General features: G+C 69.6%; 13 protein-coding genes. 5 read left to right on the top strand and 8 right to left on the bottom strand.

All coding sequences use genetic code 11. The features are described from left to right. Positions 1-420: 420 nt before the first annotated feature. The 3 genes from ASE16_RS08475 to pabB form a co-directional block, all read right to left on the bottom strand. Positions 421-1,158, bottom strand: coding sequence for a helix-hairpin-helix domain-containing protein (locus ASE16_RS08475; RefSeq protein WP_082581318.1), 738 nt, complete (start codon positions 1,156-1,158; stop codon positions 421-423). Positions 1,159-1,273: 115 nt separating this feature from the next. Continuing rightward, positions 1,274-3,862 carry a leucine--tRNA ligase gene (leuS, locus tag ASE16_RS08470; RefSeq protein ID WP_055894443.1) on the bottom strand — a complete coding sequence of 863 codons (2,589 nt, stop codon included), beginning with the start codon at positions 3,860-3,862 and terminating at the stop codon, positions 1,274-1,276. An 89-nt stretch (positions 3,863-3,951) separates the two neighbouring features. Further along, positions 3,952-5,406 carry an aminodeoxychorismate synthase component I gene (gene pabB / locus ASE16_RS08465; RefSeq protein WP_055893586.1) on the bottom strand — a complete coding sequence of 485 codons (1,455 nt, stop codon included), beginning with the start codon at positions 5,404-5,406 and terminating at the stop codon, positions 3,952-3,954. A gap of 17 nt (positions 5,407-5,423) precedes the next feature. Between pabB and ASE16_RS08460 the strand changes: the two genes are divergently transcribed. After that, a complete protein-coding gene (locus tag ASE16_RS08460; protein ID WP_055893584.1) occupies positions 5,424-6,209 on the top strand; it encodes an aminotransferase class IV in 786 nt (261 codons plus the stop codon). Positions 6,210-6,242: 33 nt separating this feature from the next. Here ASE16_RS08460 and cydC read toward each other — a convergent pair whose 3' ends face one another. The 4 genes from cydC to ASE16_RS08440 all read right to left on the bottom strand — a co-directional run bounded on the left by cydC (position 6,243) and on the right by ASE16_RS08440 (position 12,066). Beyond that, entirely contained in the window at positions 6,243-7,892 is a 1,650-nt protein-coding gene (gene cydC, locus ASE16_RS19755; RefSeq protein ID WP_414843028.1) for a thiol reductant ABC exporter subunit CydC, read from the bottom strand. Positions 7,893-7,971: 79 nt separating this feature from the next. Further along, positions 7,972-9,606, bottom strand: a complete 1,635-nt coding sequence (gene cydD / locus ASE16_RS08450) for a thiol reductant ABC exporter subunit CydD (RefSeq protein WP_055893580.1) — start codon at positions 9,604-9,606, stop codon at positions 7,972-7,974. Between the two features lie 3 nt (positions 9,607-9,609). Beyond that, positions 9,610-10,644 (bottom strand): cytochrome d ubiquinol oxidase subunit II, encoded by a 1,035-nt coding sequence (cydB, locus tag ASE16_RS08445; protein WP_055893578.1) that lies wholly within the window; start codon positions 10,642-10,644, stop codon positions 9,610-9,612. 9 nt (positions 10,645-10,653) lie between these two features. Continuing rightward, positions 10,654-12,066, bottom strand: coding sequence for a cytochrome ubiquinol oxidase subunit I (locus ASE16_RS08440; RefSeq protein ID WP_055893575.1), 1,413 nt, complete (start codon positions 12,064-12,066; stop codon positions 10,654-10,656). Between the two features lie 96 nt (positions 12,067-12,162). Here ASE16_RS08440 and ASE16_RS08435 point away from each other — a divergent pair, with 96 nt between their 5' ends. Genes ASE16_RS08435 through ASE16_RS08420 form a run of 4 tightly spaced genes read left to right on the top strand, consistent with a single transcriptional unit; the run spans position 12,163 to position 14,822 of the window. After that, a complete protein-coding gene (locus tag ASE16_RS08435; protein WP_055893572.1) occupies positions 12,163-12,531 on the top strand; it encodes a BlaI/MecI/CopY family transcriptional regulator in 369 nt (122 codons plus the stop codon). 7 nt (positions 12,532-12,538) lie between these two features. Further along, positions 12,539-13,483 (top strand): M56 family metallopeptidase, encoded by a 945-nt coding sequence (locus ASE16_RS08430; protein ID WP_055893569.1) that lies wholly within the window; start codon positions 12,539-12,541, stop codon positions 13,481-13,483. A gap of 41 nt (positions 13,484-13,524) precedes the next feature. Further along, a complete protein-coding gene (locus ASE16_RS08425) occupies positions 13,525-14,148 on the top strand; it encodes a TetR/AcrR family transcriptional regulator (protein WP_055893566.1) in 624 nt (207 codons plus the stop codon). Further along, complete coding sequence (locus tag ASE16_RS08420) at positions 14,145-14,822, top strand: DedA family protein (protein WP_055893563.1); 678 nt, start codon at positions 14,145-14,147, stop codon at positions 14,820-14,822. Before ASE16_RS08425 ends, ASE16_RS08420 begins: the two co-directional genes overlap by 4 nt. Positions 14,823-14,841: 19 nt before the next feature. On the opposite strand, the gene ASE16_RS08415 is transcribed toward ASE16_RS08420, so the two are convergent. Beyond that, on the bottom strand, positions 14,842-15,771 hold the full coding sequence (locus ASE16_RS08415) for an ABC transporter substrate-binding protein (protein WP_055893559.1): 930 nt from the start codon (positions 15,769-15,771) through the stop codon (positions 14,842-14,844). Positions 15,772-15,816: the final 45 nt, after the last annotated feature.

Below are 15,816 nucleotides of genomic sequence, written 5' to 3'. Positions count from 1 at the left end.
AGCGCCAGCGGACGGAGCCGTCGAACCCCGGAGACATCGCCTGCGGCGTGGTCTGAGTGCGCACGGTGGCGGTGACCTGAGTCCCGTTCGAGGCGGCCGTTACGAGCTCGGGAGGGTTCCGTCCAGGGGCCTGAGCTGCGATCGTGCTTGTGACGAGCGCGACGGCGGCGAGGCACACACTGGCGGTGGTCGCCGCGAGCACGGGTGTGGAGCGGGTGCGCTCGGCGCGCCTCGGGGCTCGCCCACCCCCGCCGGGACCGCGTCGCCCACGCCGCCGGAGCAGGAACGCCGCCGTGAGGGCCGCCGCCGCGAGCAGCCACCACACCACGGCCAACGGGCGTGCCAGATCGAGGAGTCCGATGGTCAGCGCGGCCGCGAGCCAGAGCGACACGGCGGGGGCGACGAGGCGAAGATCGGGGGTCATATCGTGACATGGTCTTTCAGGCCGTCGAAGAGTTTCTGGCCGATGCCGGTCACGGCGAGCAGCTCGGTGGCTGCGGTGAACCGGCCGTTGGTGGTGCGCCAGTCCAGGATGCGGGCGGCGAGCGTCGGGCCGATACGAGGGAGGGTTTCGAGGTCGGCCTGGGTCGCGGTGTTGAGGTTCACGGTCGCGGACGGCGCGCGGGCGGCCGCCGCGGCGCCAGCCGTGCCCGCCGCGGCGGGAGGAAGGACCACTTCTCCGACGCGCGGGACGGAGAGCTGTTCACCGTCCGAGACGGGGCGCGCGAGATTCACACCGCTGAGGTCGGCGTCGTCGGCGAGGCCACCCGCAGCGGCGATAGCGTCCATCACCCTGGCACCGGAGGCGAGGGAGACCAGCCCGGGGACGCTCACCGCTCCGAGGACGTGGACGAGCACCTCGTCGCTGCCGCCCGATGACGAAGCGACGGGCGTCGGGGAACGGAGCGACGTCGACTCGGGCGCCACGATGGACGTTGCGCCGCGCTGCCCGAGAGCGGACACCACGATGGAGACGACGAGCGCACCGAGCAGAAGCACCACCGCTGCGCCGATCCCCAATCGCACCCGCCGCGAACGGGGCGGCGCTTCGCTCAGGGCCCCTGGGCCGGGTTCGCTGTAGCCCGTCCAGGCGCTCGCCGCGTCATCCGGCTCCGCGGCACCCACCCCGCCCGCCACGTCCTGCTCCCGTTCTCGCATCCCCCAACGCTAGGAACGCCCGCAGCGCCGGAGTGGCGCATCCGCAAACTCGTGGACAGCGGCGACGGCCGCCCTCCTGTGGAGAGCGGCCGTCGAATGTCGAGGCGAAGACTCGCTAGCCGCGCGGCTTCGTCGCGATGTTCACCAGGCGAGGTGCACGCACGATCACGTTCACGATCTCGCGGTCGCCGACCGAGCGGATGACCGCCTCCGACGCGCGTCCGAGCGCCTCCAGCTCGTCGGTCGAGATCTTCGGCGAGACCTCCAGGCGGTCGCGGACCTTGCCGTCGACCTGGATCACCGCCGTGACGGACTCCTCGATCAGCAGCGTCGGGTCCGGCTTGCGCCACTGCGCCAGCGCGACCGCCGGCTCGTAGCCGAGCAGCGACCACATGTCCTCCGCCGCGTACGGCGCGAACAGGTTGAGGGCCATCGCCGTGACCTCGGCCGCCTCGCGCACCGCAGGGTCGGCCGGCCCCGCACCGCTGTCGATGGTCTTGCGGGTGGCGTTCACCAGTTCCATCAGACGTGCGACGACCACGTTGAACTTGAACGCCTCGACCAGTCCGGGGCCGTCGGCGAGGAAGCGGTGGGTGACGCGGCGCAGGGCCGTGTCGCCGTTCTTCCAGACCGCATCCGGCGTGCTGGTCACGTCGTGCGCCACACGCCAGGCGCGGGCGAGGAACTTGGCGCTCCCTGACGGGGAGACGTCCGCCCAGTCGATGTCGTCCTCCGGCGGCCCGGCGAACGACATGGTGAGGCGCACAGCGTCCACGCCGTGCTCGTCGAGCTGGTCGGACAGCTTCACCAGGTTGCCGCGGGACTTGCTCATCGCGGAGCCGTCCATCAGCACCATGCCCTGGTTCAGCAGGGCCGTGAACGGCTCGGTGAAGCTCAGGTAGCCCTGGTCGAACAGCACCTTCGTGATGAACCGGGAGTACAGCAGGTGCAGGATGGCGTGGGTCACGCCGCCGACGTACTGGTCGACAGGCGCCCACTTCTCGGCCTCTGCCGGGTCGAACGCCTGCGTGTCGTCGCGGGCGGACAGGAAGCGCAGGAAGTACCAGGAGCTGTCGACGAAGGTGTCCATCGTGTCGGTGTCCCGCTTCGCAGGAGCACCGCAGTTCGGGCACGCCACGTTGACCCACTCCGATGCTGCGCCAAGCGGGCTGGTGCCCTTCGGCTGCAGGTCCAGGCCCTCGGCCGGAGGCAGCAGCACGGGCAGGTCCGCCTCGGGAACCGGCACCTCTCCGCAGGTCTCGCAGTGGATGATCGGGATGGGAGTGCCCCAGTAGCGCTGGCGGGAGATCAGCCAGTCGCGCAGCCGGAAGTTCTTGGCAGGCGTGCCGAGCGCGCTCGCCTGCAGCGCCTCCGTGACGCGACGGATCGCGTTAGACTTGCTCAGTCCGTCGAACGGGCCGGAGTTGATCAGGCGACCTTCTCCGGTGAGGGCGACGCCCGTCTCGGATGGGTTCTGCAGCGGCAGGTCGTCCGGCAGGATCGGCTCGCCCGTCTCCGGGTCCGTGTGGATGACGGGGATGGCGCCGGTGACCGGCTGGTTGGTGTCGACCACGACGCGCACGGGCAGGTCGAACGCGCGGGCGAAGTCCAGGTCGCGCTGGTCGTGCGCAGGCACGGCCATGATCGCGCCGTGACCGTAGTCGGCCAGCACGTAGTCGGCTGCCCAGATCGGCAGCTTCTCGCCGGTCAGCGGGTTGATCGCGTGGCGCTCCAGGAACACGCCGGTCTTCTCGCGCTCGGTGCTCAGGCGGTCCATCTCGGTGGTGCCGCGCACCGCATCCAGGTAGTCGTTGAACCGCTTGGCGACCTCTGGGCGTGCATCCTGGACCAGCTCTGCCGCCAGGTCGGAGTCCGGAGCGACGACCATGAAGGTCGCGCCGTACAGCGTGTCAGGGCGCGTGGTGTAGACGGTCACCGGCTCGTCGCGCCCCTCGATCGCGAACTGGACGTCCGCGCCGGTCGAACGGCCGATCCAGTTGCGCTGCATCGACAGCACCTTGGACGGCCAGGCGCCCTCGAGCTGATTCAGGTCGTCCAGCAGGCGGTCCGCGTAGTCGGTGATGCGGAAGTACCACTGGGTGAGCTTCTTCTTGGTGACCAGGTTGTCGCAGCGCTCGCAGCGGCCGCCGACGACCTGCTCGTTGGCCAGCACGGTCTGGTCGAACGGGCACCAGTTGACCTGGGATGCCTTGCGGTACGCCAGGCCCTTTTCGTACAGCTTCAGGAACAGCCACTGGTTCCAGCGGTAGTACGCGGGGTCGCTGGTCTGCAGCACGCGGTCCCAGTCGAAGCTGGGCGCGTAGCGGCGCATGCTGGCCTTCTGCTGCGCGATGTTGTCGTTGGTCCACCCGTTCGGGTCGAGGCCGCGCTTGATCGCCGCGTTCTCCGCCGGCAGGCCGAACGAGTCCCAGCCGATGGGGTGCAGCACGTTGAAGCCCTGCTGACGCCAGTAGCGTGCGATGACGTCGCCGAGCGCGTACGCCTCGGCGTGCCCCATGTGCAGGTCGCCGGACGGGTACGGGAACATGTCGAGCACGTACTTGCGCGGACGGGTGTCCGTCGGGTCGTCCGTGGCGAACGGCTTCAGGTCGTCCCAGACCGGAAGCCACTTGTCCTGGATGGCGGCGAAGTCGTAGTGCGCGCCCTCGGCCGGCGCGTTCGCTGAATCGTGCTCGTGTGCCACGTGACTCTCATTCTTGAAGGTGCTGACCGCGAATCGAGTGGATGCGGTCGGGAAGTCTCCGGGCGGCGTCCGCCCGAACATCCACACTACTAAACGTTGCCGTGCTGCGATCCGTTCCCCTGCTCCTGTGCGCCCGCTGCGAACAGCCCTGCGGCGGCGAACAGCGCCCTCGCTTTGATGCGGACCTCCTCCAGCTCCTCCTCCGGGACGGACAGCGCGGTGATCCCTCCGCCCGCGCCGATGGCGACCCCGCCGTCGCGGTAGACGATGCTCCGGATGACCATGGCGAGGTCGGCGGCGCCGTCGAGCCCGAGGTAGCCGAAGCATCCCGAGTACACGCCGCGCGGCCCGCGTTCGAGCCCGGACAGGATGCGCATGGCGCTGAGCTTCGGCGCACCGGTCATCGACCCGGCAGGGAAGCACGCTTCGATCGCGTCGACGGCGCCGAGCCCGTCGCGCAGGCGGCCCTCGACCGTGCTGACGAGCTGGTGCACCTGAGCGTAGCTCTCGACGGCGAGCAGGTGCCGCACGCCGACGGAGCCGACCTCGCTCACTCGTCCGATGTCGTTGCGCATCAGGTCGACGATCATCACGTTCTCCGCGCGCTCCTTCTCGCTGGCCTCCAGCTCGGCGCGGAGCGCGAGGTCGGCGGAGACCGTCGCGCCGCGCGGGCGCGTTCCCTTGATCGGCTTGCTGCGGATGCTGCCGGAGGCGGTGACGGCGAGGAACTGCTCGGGCGACGAGCTCACCAGCGTTGTGCCTGCGATGCGGAGGAATCCGGCGTGGTGCGCAGGGCTCGCCGCCCGGAGGCGTAAGTGGACGGCGAGCGGGTCGGCGGCGGAGGCGGCGTCTGCACGGTTGGTGAGGCAGAGCTGGTACGCGTCGCCCGCGCAGATGGACTCCTGGCAGGAGCGGATCATCGCGAGGTATGCGTCGTCGTCGTGCCGCCAGGTGGCGGGAGCGGCTACGGGCAGGGGATGCGCGGCAACGTAGGCCGCAGCTGCTCCGTCCGCGGCGTGGAGGCGAGCTGCGGTGGCGGCGAGCCAGGCGTCGGCCGCGTCGGCAGACGAGGGAGCGGATTCGCCATCGAGCACCAGCAGCTCGACCGTCCCTGCGCCGTGGTCGAAGACCACCGCGCGGTCGGCGAACAGCATCGCCGCCGCCGGTCCGTCATCGATCGACACCGGCAATCCGAGCGCCTCTGCCCCTGACTCGTAGCCCAGCCAGCCCACCCAGCCGAGCGCGAACGACGGCTCGGGGGTGCGAGCGGCGATACGCTCGCGCGCTGCGAGGTCGGCGCGCAGGAACGCGAGCATCGTGCCCTGCCTCTGCGTGCTGGTGTCGCCGTCACTCACGCGCACGCTGCCGTCGGCCAGAGACGATGCGGCCACGACCGTGCCGGTGGCGATGATGCTCCTGCCGTCCTCTGCGTCCGGTCCCGCATCCAGCCACACCGCGTCCGGAGCGCCGGCGAACAGCGCGACGAAGGCGTCGGCAACGTCCGGTCGCCCGTCGAACTGCTGCACACGAAGACGGGTTGGCACTGCATTAGCCTAGGCGAATGGATGCGCGGACCACCCTTTTCGACTGGCGGGACGGCGAACTCGTCGGCGGTGAGCGCGACGGGGCGGCGCCCGGCCAGACCCTTGACGTCGCAGACTCGTTCCTCGTCGCGGACGGCACGGTTCTCGCCCTCGGCCTGCACCGCGAGCGCTTCCTCGACTCGGTGCGCGAGCAGGGTTTCCGCGACCGCACCGCCGCCGAGAGCTTCTGGGACGCGGCCGTGGCAGCCATCCCGCGCTCCGGCTCCTGGTTTCCGCGGTTCGAACTCGCGACGATCCGGGATGCGCACCTCCTGCGATTCCGCCTCCGCACCGCGCCCGCGCTGACCGAATCCGTCGTCCTCGCGACCGCGGACGATGATCCTCGCCGCGTGCCCGACATCAAGGGCCCGGACATCGAGCGGCTCGGCGTTCTCCGCGAGCGGGCGCAGCGGGCCGGAGCGGACGAAGCCGTGATCCTCGACAACGGCCTCATCTCCGACGGCACGACCACCGCGCTGCTCTGGTGGCGCGGCGACACCCTCGCGACTCCCCCGCTGACCTTCGCGAAGGTCGACAGCGTCGCGGCGCGGACGGTGCGCGGGGTGGCTGCGGCGATGCGCATCCCGGTGGACGAAGAGGCTGTGACGCCCGCCGAGCTGGACGGGGCGGTGGTGTGGGCCGTGAACGCCCTGCACGGCATCCGCGCGGTGACGGCCTGGCTGGACGGGCCTCGAGTGGCGCAGGACGCTGCGCGAACGGCGGCGTGGCGGTCGCGACTCGCGGCGTTGGTGCGACCGATCTGACGCTCTGGCCGCGCCGACGCCGACGCCGACGCTCTAGGCCACGACCCTCCCGTCCTCCAGCCGGACGCTCCGGTCGATCAGCTCGTCGGGCACACGCGTGTGCGAGATCACCAGCACGCTCCGGCCGTCCTGCGCGGCCGTCGTGAGGATGTCCCGCACGACGCGGTCTGCCACGGCGCCGTCGACGTTCGCCGTGGGTTCGTCGACCACGAGCACAGGGAAGTCGGCCAGCAGCGCGCGTGCGAGTGCGATCCGCTGGGCCTGCCCTCCCGAGACGAGCGCGCCGCGCTCGCCAACGGCAGCGTCGAGGCCGCCGCGCTCCGCCGTCCAGTCGCCGAGGCCGACGCGCTCCAGGACCGCGAGGAGCTCGTCGTCCGTCGCCGTGTCCTTCGCGAAGAGCAGGTTCTGACGGAGGTCGGCGTCGAACAGGTACGGCTGCTGTTCGCACAGGCCGACGATGCGGCGCACATCGTCCTGTCTGACGGTCGCAGCCTCGATCCCGTCGATGGTGTAGCTGCCGGTGTAGTCGACCAGGCGGGTGAGCACGTGCGCGACCGCCGTCTTGCCAGCACCGGTCGGACCGGTGAGCAGCACGCGCTCTCCCGGTTCGATGCGCACGGCCACATCCGACAGCACCGCACGGGATGCGCCTGGCCAGCGCGCGCTCAGCCCGCGCAGTTCCAGTTCGGGCACCGAACGCACGACGAGTTGCCGAGGCGATGCGGGGTCCACCGGGATCCCGGCGGGCAGCTCATCCGGGGCGGTCGTCGAGATCCGCTCCGCGCTGGCGACCACCTGGCGCCACGCGCCGAGGGCGAGCGGCACCGTTCCGAACACCTCGAAGACGGCGAGCGGCAGCAGCGCGGCGACCGCGAGTCCAGGCCCGTCGAGCTGGCCTGCGTCAAGAGCGGGGATGCCGGCGGCCAGGGCGATCGCGGTGGCCGCCCCTGCCAGCACAGAGACCACAGCGCCGGTCAGCGCGACACCGACCGCCCGGGACCGCACGGCGGCGGTGAGCCGCGCGCTCGCCTCGTCCACCCTCTGCTGCGCAGCGTCGAGCGCGCCGAACGCGGTCAGCACGTCGAGGCTGCGCACCAGGTCGGTGACCGCGTCGCTGAGGTCCGCCCGCAGCGGCGACAGCCGCCGTTCGGCCCGGCCGGACGCCCAGCTGTTCACGAGCGTGCCCGCCACGAACGCGAGCAGGAGGGCGAGGAGGAGCCCGATCGCGGCCCCCGGCAGCAGCAGGAAGGCGCCGACTACGGTGAGCAGCGCGATCAGGCCGGAGGTGACGAGCGGCTGCACCACCCGCAGCGGGTAGTTCTGCAGTTCGTCGACGTCGTTTGCGAGCCGCGACAGCAGGTCGCCGCGGCGGGTGCCGCCCAGACCGTCCGGTGCGAGCGGCACCAGCCGCGTGTAGAGCTCGGTCCGCACCTCGGGTAGCTGCCGGAAGGCTGCATCGTGGCCGGACAGCCGCTCCAGATAGCGGAAGAACGCGCGCCCGAGCGCGAACGCCCGCACCCCGACCACGGCGAGCGAGATGTACATCAGGGCCGGCTGCTCCGCCGCTCGCGCGATCAGCCAGGCCGACGATGCCAGCAGCGCGACGGCACTCCCGCCGCTCAGCACGCCGAACGCGATCGCCGCCCACAGCCGCCGAAGCGGGGGAAGCGCCAGTCGCAGCACGCGACGGGCGCCGGGCGACGCGCGATAGATGCGCGCACTCCCGGCGCCGTCCCCCTGCGCTGCGACGGTCTCCAGCAGCTCACTCGACACGACTGCCCACCTCCATCCTCAGCACCACATCGGCGGCGTCGGCCACCTGTTCCCTGTGGCTCACCACGAGCACGGCGACGCCATCGGCGGCGACCGCCCGCAGCGTGGTGAGCAGCCGCGCCTCCGCCGTCGCGTCGAGGGCCGAGGTCGGCTCGTCGAGCAGCAGCACAGCGGCCCCGGATGCGCGCAACCGGTACAGCGCCCGCGCAACGGCCACCCGCTGCGCCTGCCCACCGGACAGTCCTGCTCCTCCGACGCCCAGCAGCGTCTCCTGCGCGACCTCGTCCGCAGCAGCGAGGCGCAACGCCTCCGCCACCCGCTCCGGCTCCGGATGCGCGTCCCCGAGCGCCACGTTCGACGCCACCGTTCCCGCGATCAGGCCGGGCGTCTGCCCTGCCCAGGCGATGGCGGAGCGGCGACCGTCCGCATCCGCTGCACCTCCTGCTGCGATGGACCCGGCGAACGGCACGAAGCCGAGCACGGCGCCGAGCAGCGACGACTTGCCGCTCCCGCTCGGCGCGGTCAGCACGGCGAACGTCCCGGGCGGGACGGTCGCGGAGAATCCGCGCACGACCTCGCGGTCGTCGTAGGCGATCGTCACGTCGTCGAACGCCAGGCCGCCGTCCAAGGCCGTCGCCGTGGCGTGCGCCGCGACCGCATCCCGCGCCGACCTGTCCTCGTCCAGGATCGCGAACGCCGCCTGCGCCGCCTCGATGCCCTCCGTGGCCGCGTGGAAGCTCGCCCCGACGTTCCGAAGCGGAAGGAACGCCTCCGGAGCGAGCAGCAGCACGAACAGGCCGACGGACAGGTCCAGCTGGCCGTTCAGCAGCCGCAGCCCGATCGCCACCGCGACGAGCGCGACGGACAGGCTCGCGGCGAGCTCCAGCACGAAGCCGGACAGGAACGACATGCGCAGCACCTTCATGGTGTGCACGCGGTAGTCCTCGCTCACCGACCGGATGCGCGCCTCCTGACGGTGCTGACGACCGAACAGCTTGAGGGTCGAGAGACCGTCGACCACGTCGAGGAAGCCGCGCGACAACCGGGAAAGCGCCGACCACTGCCTGGCCTGCGCCGCCTGGGTCGCCCAGCCGACCAGCATCATGAACACCGGGATGAGCGGCAGCGTGACGAGCACGATGATGCCGCTGGTCGGGTCCTGCCAGAAGATCGCGACCACCAGGATGGGCGTGGCGATCGCCGTGGCGATCAGCTGCGGGAGGTAGCTGGTGAAGTAGCCGTCGAGCGCGTCGAGGCCGCGGCCCGTCGTCACGGTGACCTCCGTCGTGCTCCTGGACCGCAGCCACGCCGGGCCGAGCCGCCCGATGGCCGCGACGAGCGCGCTCCGCAGTTGGCCGACCACCGTCGCTCCCCCGCGCGCGGCGACCGACTCCGTGAGCCAGCCGACCCCGCCGCGGACGAGGACGACGAGCACGAGCATCCAGAGCAGCCCGCCGAGCGAGCCGAGCGGCTCCCCCGCGATGGCGCGAACCACCAGCTGCGTCACCAGCCAGGAGAACAGCACGATGCACGCCGTCCGCGCCACGGCGAGCACGCCGCCCGCCACGAGGGTGAGGCGCGCCGCCGCCGCGTAGCGAAGCAGCCGGGGATCGAGGGGACGCACGGGTCAGCCGACCTCGACGAGCACGGGAGGTTCGGCAGGCGGGTCGGCAGGGATGCTCGCCCGCGTCACACGCTTGCGGAAGATCCAGTACGTGAACCCCTGGTAGAGGAGGATCAGCGGCAGGAAGATCGCCGCGACCCAGGTCATCACGGTCAGCGTCGTCTCCGAGCTCGACGCGTTGGCGATCGTCAGGCTGTTCTCCGGGTTCGGCGACGACGGCATCACGTTCGGGAACAGCGCGGCGAACAGCGACACCACGGCAAGCGCAATGGTGACGGCCATGAACGCGAACGACCAGCCCTCCGCCCCGCGCAGGTTGGCGACCCAGGATGCGATGAGCGCGACAGCGGCGAGCACGGCCAGGATCAGGAACACCACCGAGAAGTGCGCGATGGCCGTCCACAGCAGGAACGTCGCCGCGACGACGATCGCCAGGAGCCCGGAGCGCGCAGCGAGCTTCCTGGCGCGCGCCCGGATCTCACCGTCCGTCTTCAGCGAGATGAACACCACGCCGTGCGTGAAGAACAGCAGCAGCGTCGTCACGCCGCCGAGCAGCGCATACGGGTTCAGCAGGTCGAAGAGGGTTCCGGTGTAGTCGTAGTGCGCATCCAGTGCGACGCCCTGCACGATGTTCGCGAAGGCGACGCCCCACAGCAGCGCAGGGAGGAACGAGCCCACGAAGATCATCCCGTCGAACCACTTCTTCCAGCGCGAGTCCGGCCGCTGGTGCCGGTACTCGAACGAGACGCCGCGCACGATCAGCGCCAGCAGGATGAGCAGCAGCGCCAGGTAGAAGCCGCTGAACAGGGTGGCGTACCACTCGGGGAACGCCGCGAACAGGGCGGCGCCGCCGACGATCACCCAGGTCTCGTTGAGATCCCAGACCGGGCCGATGGTGTTGATCATCACGCGGCGGTCGACGTCGTCCTTACTGAGGAACGGGATCGCCATGCCCACCCCGAAGTCGAAGCCATCGAGCACGAAGTAGCCGACAAAGAAGAACGCGACGATGCCGAACCAGAGAATTGCGAGATCCATCAGAGCCTCCTAGTAGACCGTCGTGACAGGGACATGCTTGCCGTCTTCGTCCACGTGCTCGTCTGCAGGCGCTGGCCCCTTCTGGGCCGCGCGCTTCATCAGGGAGAACTCGACGACGGCGAGGGCGCCGTACACGGCGGTGAAGGCGATCAGCGAGATCAGCACCGTGAGGCCGGTGACCCCTGGCGACACGCCGTCCTCCGTCTTCATCAGGCTGAACACGATCCAGGGTTGCCTGCCCATCTCGGTGAAGACCCAGCCGACGATCATCGCGAGCATCGACAGCGGGAACGCCCAGATCGCGGCCTTCCAGACCCACCGGTTCGTCGGCATCCTGCCTTTGCGGGTGAGCCAGAGCCCGACGACGGCGACGAGCACGTGCAGCATCCCGAGCCCGATCATCCAGCGGAACGCCCAGTACGTGACCCAGATGGTCGGCGTGTAGTCGCCCGGGCCGTACAGCTGCACGTACTGCGCCTGCAGGTCGTTGATGCCCTCGACGGTGCCGTTCAGGGTGTGCGTCGACAGGAAAGACAGCAGATACGGGATGCGGATCGAGAACAGTTCGTGCACGCCGTCCGGTGTGCCGAGGGTGAAGATCGAGAACGACGCGTCCGCGCCCGTCGACGTCTTGTACAGCGCCTCGGCGGCCGCCATCTTCATCGGCTGCGTCTCGACCATCGCGAGTCCGAGCTGGTCGCCGCTCAGCACGGTGAGCGCACCGGCGCCGACCATCACCCAGAGACCGAACTTGAGCGCTGGGCGCATCGTGTCGAGGTGCTGGTTGCGAGACAGATGCCACGCCGCGACCGTGATGATGAGGCCGGCCGACACCATGAAGCAGGCGAAGATCGTGTGCGGGAAGGCGGCGAGGGCGACCTTGTTGGTGAGCACGGCGCCGATGTCCGTCAGCTCCGCGCGTCCCTTCGCCTCGTTGAGCTTGTAGCCGACCGGGTTCTGCATGAACGCGTTGGCCGCGATGATGAAGTACGCCGAGAGGATGCTGCCGACCGCGGTGACCCAGATGGTCGCCAGGTGCAGGCCACGCGGGAGCTTGTCCCAGCCGAAGATCCACAGGCCGATGAACGTCGCTTCCAGGAAGAACGCGAGCAGGCCCTCGAGGGCGAGCGGTGCGCCGAACACGTCGCCGACGAAGCGGGAGTAGTTGGACCAGTTCATCCCGAACTGGAACTCCTGCACGATGCCGGTGACGACGCCCATCGCGAAGTTGATCAGGAAGAGCTTGCCGAAGAAGTGGGTGAGCTGCAGGTAGTGCACCTTCCCGGTGCGGTACCAGGCCGTCTGGAAGATCGCCACGGACGTCACCAGGCCGATGGTAAGCGGGACGAACAGGAAGTGATAGATCGTCGTCAGCCCGAACTGCCACCGCGACAGCAGTAGGGGATCCAGAAGTTCGTGCACGGCGTGTTCCACCTTCCCAGTGATTTCTACGCTCTGTAGAACTCAACTTCTACAAAGTGTAGAACATTCTCAGCCACACCGCGGTACGCTTGATCCGTGGCGAATCTCGGAGAACTCGAACGAGCGATCATGGACGCTCTGTGGAACAGCGGAGCCCCGATCTCCGCCAATGAATTACGCGACAAGCTAGCGGCTTCCCGCACCGACGGCAAGACTCCGGCGCTCACCACCGTGCTCACCGTGCTCTCCCGTCTCGAGCAGAAGGGCTTCGCCGAACGCGACAGGGATGCCCGTCCGCACCTCTACTCCGCCGCCGTCTCCCGCGCCGGCCACGTCGCCGACCTGATGCGCGAAGTGCTCGAATCCTCCAGCGACCGCAGCGCCGCGCTCGCATACTTCATCGGCTCCGTCGACGAGTCGGAGGCGGAGACCCTTCGCCGCCTCCTCGACGCGCGCACCCCGTAGCCGGACAGTGACCCCCGTCAACGACGTCGCACTCCTGCTCGGCGTACTCGCCCTCGTGCTGGCGTGGCCGGTTCCACTGCTCCTCGCGCGCGCGAAGTGGCCTGCCTCCGCCCCCGTGCTCGCCCTCGCGCTCTGGCAGTCCATCGCTCTCGCCGGTGGCATCTCGATGATCGGCTCGCTGCTGCTGTTCGGACTGCAGCCGTTCGGCGACGATCTCTGGTCGCGCGTCGGAGGCGCGGCATCCACGGTGTTCGCCGGGCCGCTTCCCTCCGACGCTTCACTGCTCAACACGTTTGCGCTGAGCGCCGCCGTCCTGCTCACCATTCACCTGCTGCTCAACCTGGCGCTCACCTCCGAGCGCAGCAGACGGCAGCGTCACCGGCACCGAGAACTGCTCAGCCTGCTCAGCGAACCGCTGCCGGACACCCCGAGCACCCGCATCATCGACCACCCGGCGCCCGCCGCATACTGCCTGCCGGGGGCGAAGAGCGTCACGGTGCTCTCCGAGGGGATGATCGCCCTGCTCACCCCGGAGCAGCTGGATGCGGTGATCGCCCACGAGCACGCCCACCTGCGCCAGAAGCATCACCTCCTGCTCGACGCTTTCCGCTCCTGGAAGCGTGCGCTCCCCTGGTTCCCGATTGCGACGAGGGCACAGGATGCGGTCGCCCTGCTGATCGAGATGCTCGCGGACGACGCCGCGCGGCAGACCTCCGGCGACCTGGTGCTCGCCGACGCCATCCGCGTCGTCGACGACACCGGAACGGCCGGAGCAGTGCTCGGAGCTCCCAAGGACAGGCGCACCCCTGAGCAGCGCCGGCACGCGATCGCGGCCCGCGAGACGCGGCTCGTCACCGAGCAGCCAACGGTCGGGCCGGCGCTCCGGCTGATCATCGTCGTCATCACGGCGGCCCTGGTGATCGTGCCTCCCGTCCTGGTCCTCACCAGCTGACGCTGCGCGTTCGCTCAGGCGACGCACAGTAGCATTTCCCCATGTCCACTGCGGGGTCGAGTGCCGGATCGAAGTCCGGGCCGAAAAAGGGGTCGTACGCCAAGGGAATCGCCAAGCGCGAAGAGATCCTGACGACAGCGCTCGAGGTGTTCGCTGTGAAGGGCTACCGCGGCGCATCCCTGCGCGAGATCGCGTCGTCGGTCGGCCTCAGCCAGGCCGGTCTGCTGCATCACTTCTCGTCGAAGGAGGAGCTGTTCGCCGAAGTCCTCCGCAAGCGCGACGAGGTGGACGAGCACGCGCATCCCGATGGCGGAACCGTCCGCGGCTTCGACACGCTGGTCGACATCGTGCGGCACAACGCAGACGTCCCGGGGCTCGTGCAGCTCTACGCGACCATCTCGGCGGAGGCGGCGGACGACGACCACCCCGGCCACGACTACTTCGTCCGGCGCTATGCGACGCTGATCGGCGCGATCGAGCAGCACGTGCGCGACGAGCAGGAGGCCGGCCGCATCGACCCGTCGCTCGACCCGCTGCAGGTCGCTCGCATGGCGATCGCAGTGGCCGACGGGATGCAGGTGCAGTGGATGCTCGACGGCACGGCGGACATGGCCGCCACCCTGGAGTACTTCTTCTCGATGATCCGCCGCGGACCTGCCACGTGAACGAGGCCCTGACCTGGATCCTGGACATCGTCCAGAGCGTCGACCCCGTCCTGCGCACGCTGCTCGCCGGCGTCGGGATCCTGCTGGAGACGTCCATCCTGATCGGCCTGATCGTGCCGGGCGACACCATCGTGCTCGTGGCGAGCACCGCCGTCGCCGGACCGTTCGAGTACTTCGCGCTCGTGGTCGTCGTCATCCTCGGCGCCCTCGCCGGGGAGAGCATCGGCTTCGCGCTCGGCCGCTACTTCGGTCCCAAGATCCGGGCGAGCAGGCTCGGCGTGAAGCTCGGTCAGAACAACTGGGACAGAGCCGAGGCGTATCTCGCCAAACGCGGCGGCATCGCCGTGTTCCTGTCACGCTTCCTGCCTGTGCTGCACTCGCTCATCCCGCTCACCGTGGGGATGAGCCCGATGCGTTACCGCACCTTCATGGCCTGGACGGCCCCCGCCTGCGTGATCTGGGCGTTCGCCTACGTGTCCGTCGGCTCTGCCGCCGCTGGCAGCTACCGCGAGCTCTCCCAGGAGCTGCACGGCGCCGGCTACGTGTTCGTGGCGATCATCGCCGCGTTCATCGTGCTCGCGTACATCGTCAAGAAGGTGCTACAGAAGCGCGAGGCCAAACACATGGATGCGGCGGCCCGGGAACCCGAGCCGCCGCATCCTGACGAGGTCTAGACCTCGCCGTCGTTCAGCACTACTTCTTGATGGGGTGCTTCGCCAGCCACTCCTTCGCCAGCGCATCCGGCTGGGTCTTGCTTGCACCCTGGTTCTCGCCGTTCAGGTCGATCAGGTCGGCCGTGGTGAGCTCGGCCGAGACCTTGTTCAGCACGTCCTTGACCGTCGAGCTGGCCTTCTTCGAGTTGATCAGCGGCACGATGTTCTGCGCGGCGATCAGGCTCTTCGGGTCCTCCAGCGTGACGAAGCCGTTGTCCTTGATCGCGGGCGTCGTCGTGTAGATGTCGGCGAGCTGCACGTCACCGTTCTTGAGCGCAGCGACGGTCAGCGGGCCGCCGGAGTCGCTGATCGGCTTGAGCGTGGCGGTCACGCCGTACGCGCTCTTGAGGCCGGGGATGCCGTACGGACGCTCCTGGAACTCCGGGTTGGCGCCGACGGTCAGCGGCTCGGTGACCTTGGAGAGGTCCGACAGGCTCTTGACGCCCCACTTCTCCGAGAACTCCTTGGTGACGTTGTAGGAGTCGGCGTCCTGCGCCTTCGCCTGGTCGAGCACCTCGAAGCCGGACGGCAGCGCCTTGCCGAGCGCCGTGTACACGTCGTCGCTCGAGGTGGCGGTGGCCGACTTGTCGTAGAACTGGAGCAGGTTGCCCGAGTACTCGGGGATGAGGTCGATCGAGCCGTCCTGCAGCGCCTTCAGGTAGACGTCGCGCTGGCCGATGCTGGGCTTCAGGCTGACCTTCACACCGTTGGCCTCGAGGGCCTGCGCGTAGATCTGCATGAGGATCTCCGACTCGCCGAACGCGGCGGAGCCGATGGTGACGCTGTCGGACGACGACGTGGACGTGTTGCCGCCGAGCGCTCCGCCGCCGGACGAGCACGCGCTGAGAGCCAGGAGGGCTCCCGCCGCGAGGACGCCGGCCGCGATGCGGCCTCTCTTCGATGCGAACATGTGATTTCTCTCTTTCGGTGGGTGCTATGTGACTGTGGGAATGGG

Source organism: Leifsonia sp. Root227, assembly GCF_001428745.1.
In the GTDB taxonomy this organism is placed as follows: domain Bacteria; phylum Actinomycetota; class Actinomycetes; order Actinomycetales; family Microbacteriaceae; genus Leifsonia.
This window is presented reverse-complemented; position numbering and strand designations above follow the sequence as displayed.

What these genes read in the sequence shown, in the direction of transcription:
- ASE16_RS08475 (WP_082581318.1), bottom strand. Translation starts at nt 1,158, where the DNA reads ATGCGAGAACGGGAGCAGGACGTGGCGGGCGGGGTGGGTGCCGCGGAG.
- ASE16_RS08460 (WP_055893584.1), top strand. Translation starts at nt 5,424, where the DNA reads ATGGATGCGCGGACCACCCTTTTCGACTGGCGGGACGGCGAACTCGTC.
- cydB (WP_055893578.1), bottom strand. Translation starts at nt 10,644, where the DNA reads ATGGATCTCGCAATTCTCTGGTTCGGCATCGTCGCGTTCTTCTTTGTC.
- ASE16_RS08425 (WP_055893566.1), top strand. Translation starts at nt 13,525, where the DNA reads ATGTCCACTGCGGGGTCGAGTGCCGGATCGAAGTCCGGGCCGAAAAAG.
- ASE16_RS08415 (WP_055893559.1), bottom strand. Translation starts at nt 15,771, where the DNA reads ATGTTCGCATCGAAGAGAGGCCGCATCGCGGCCGGCGTCCTCGCGGCG.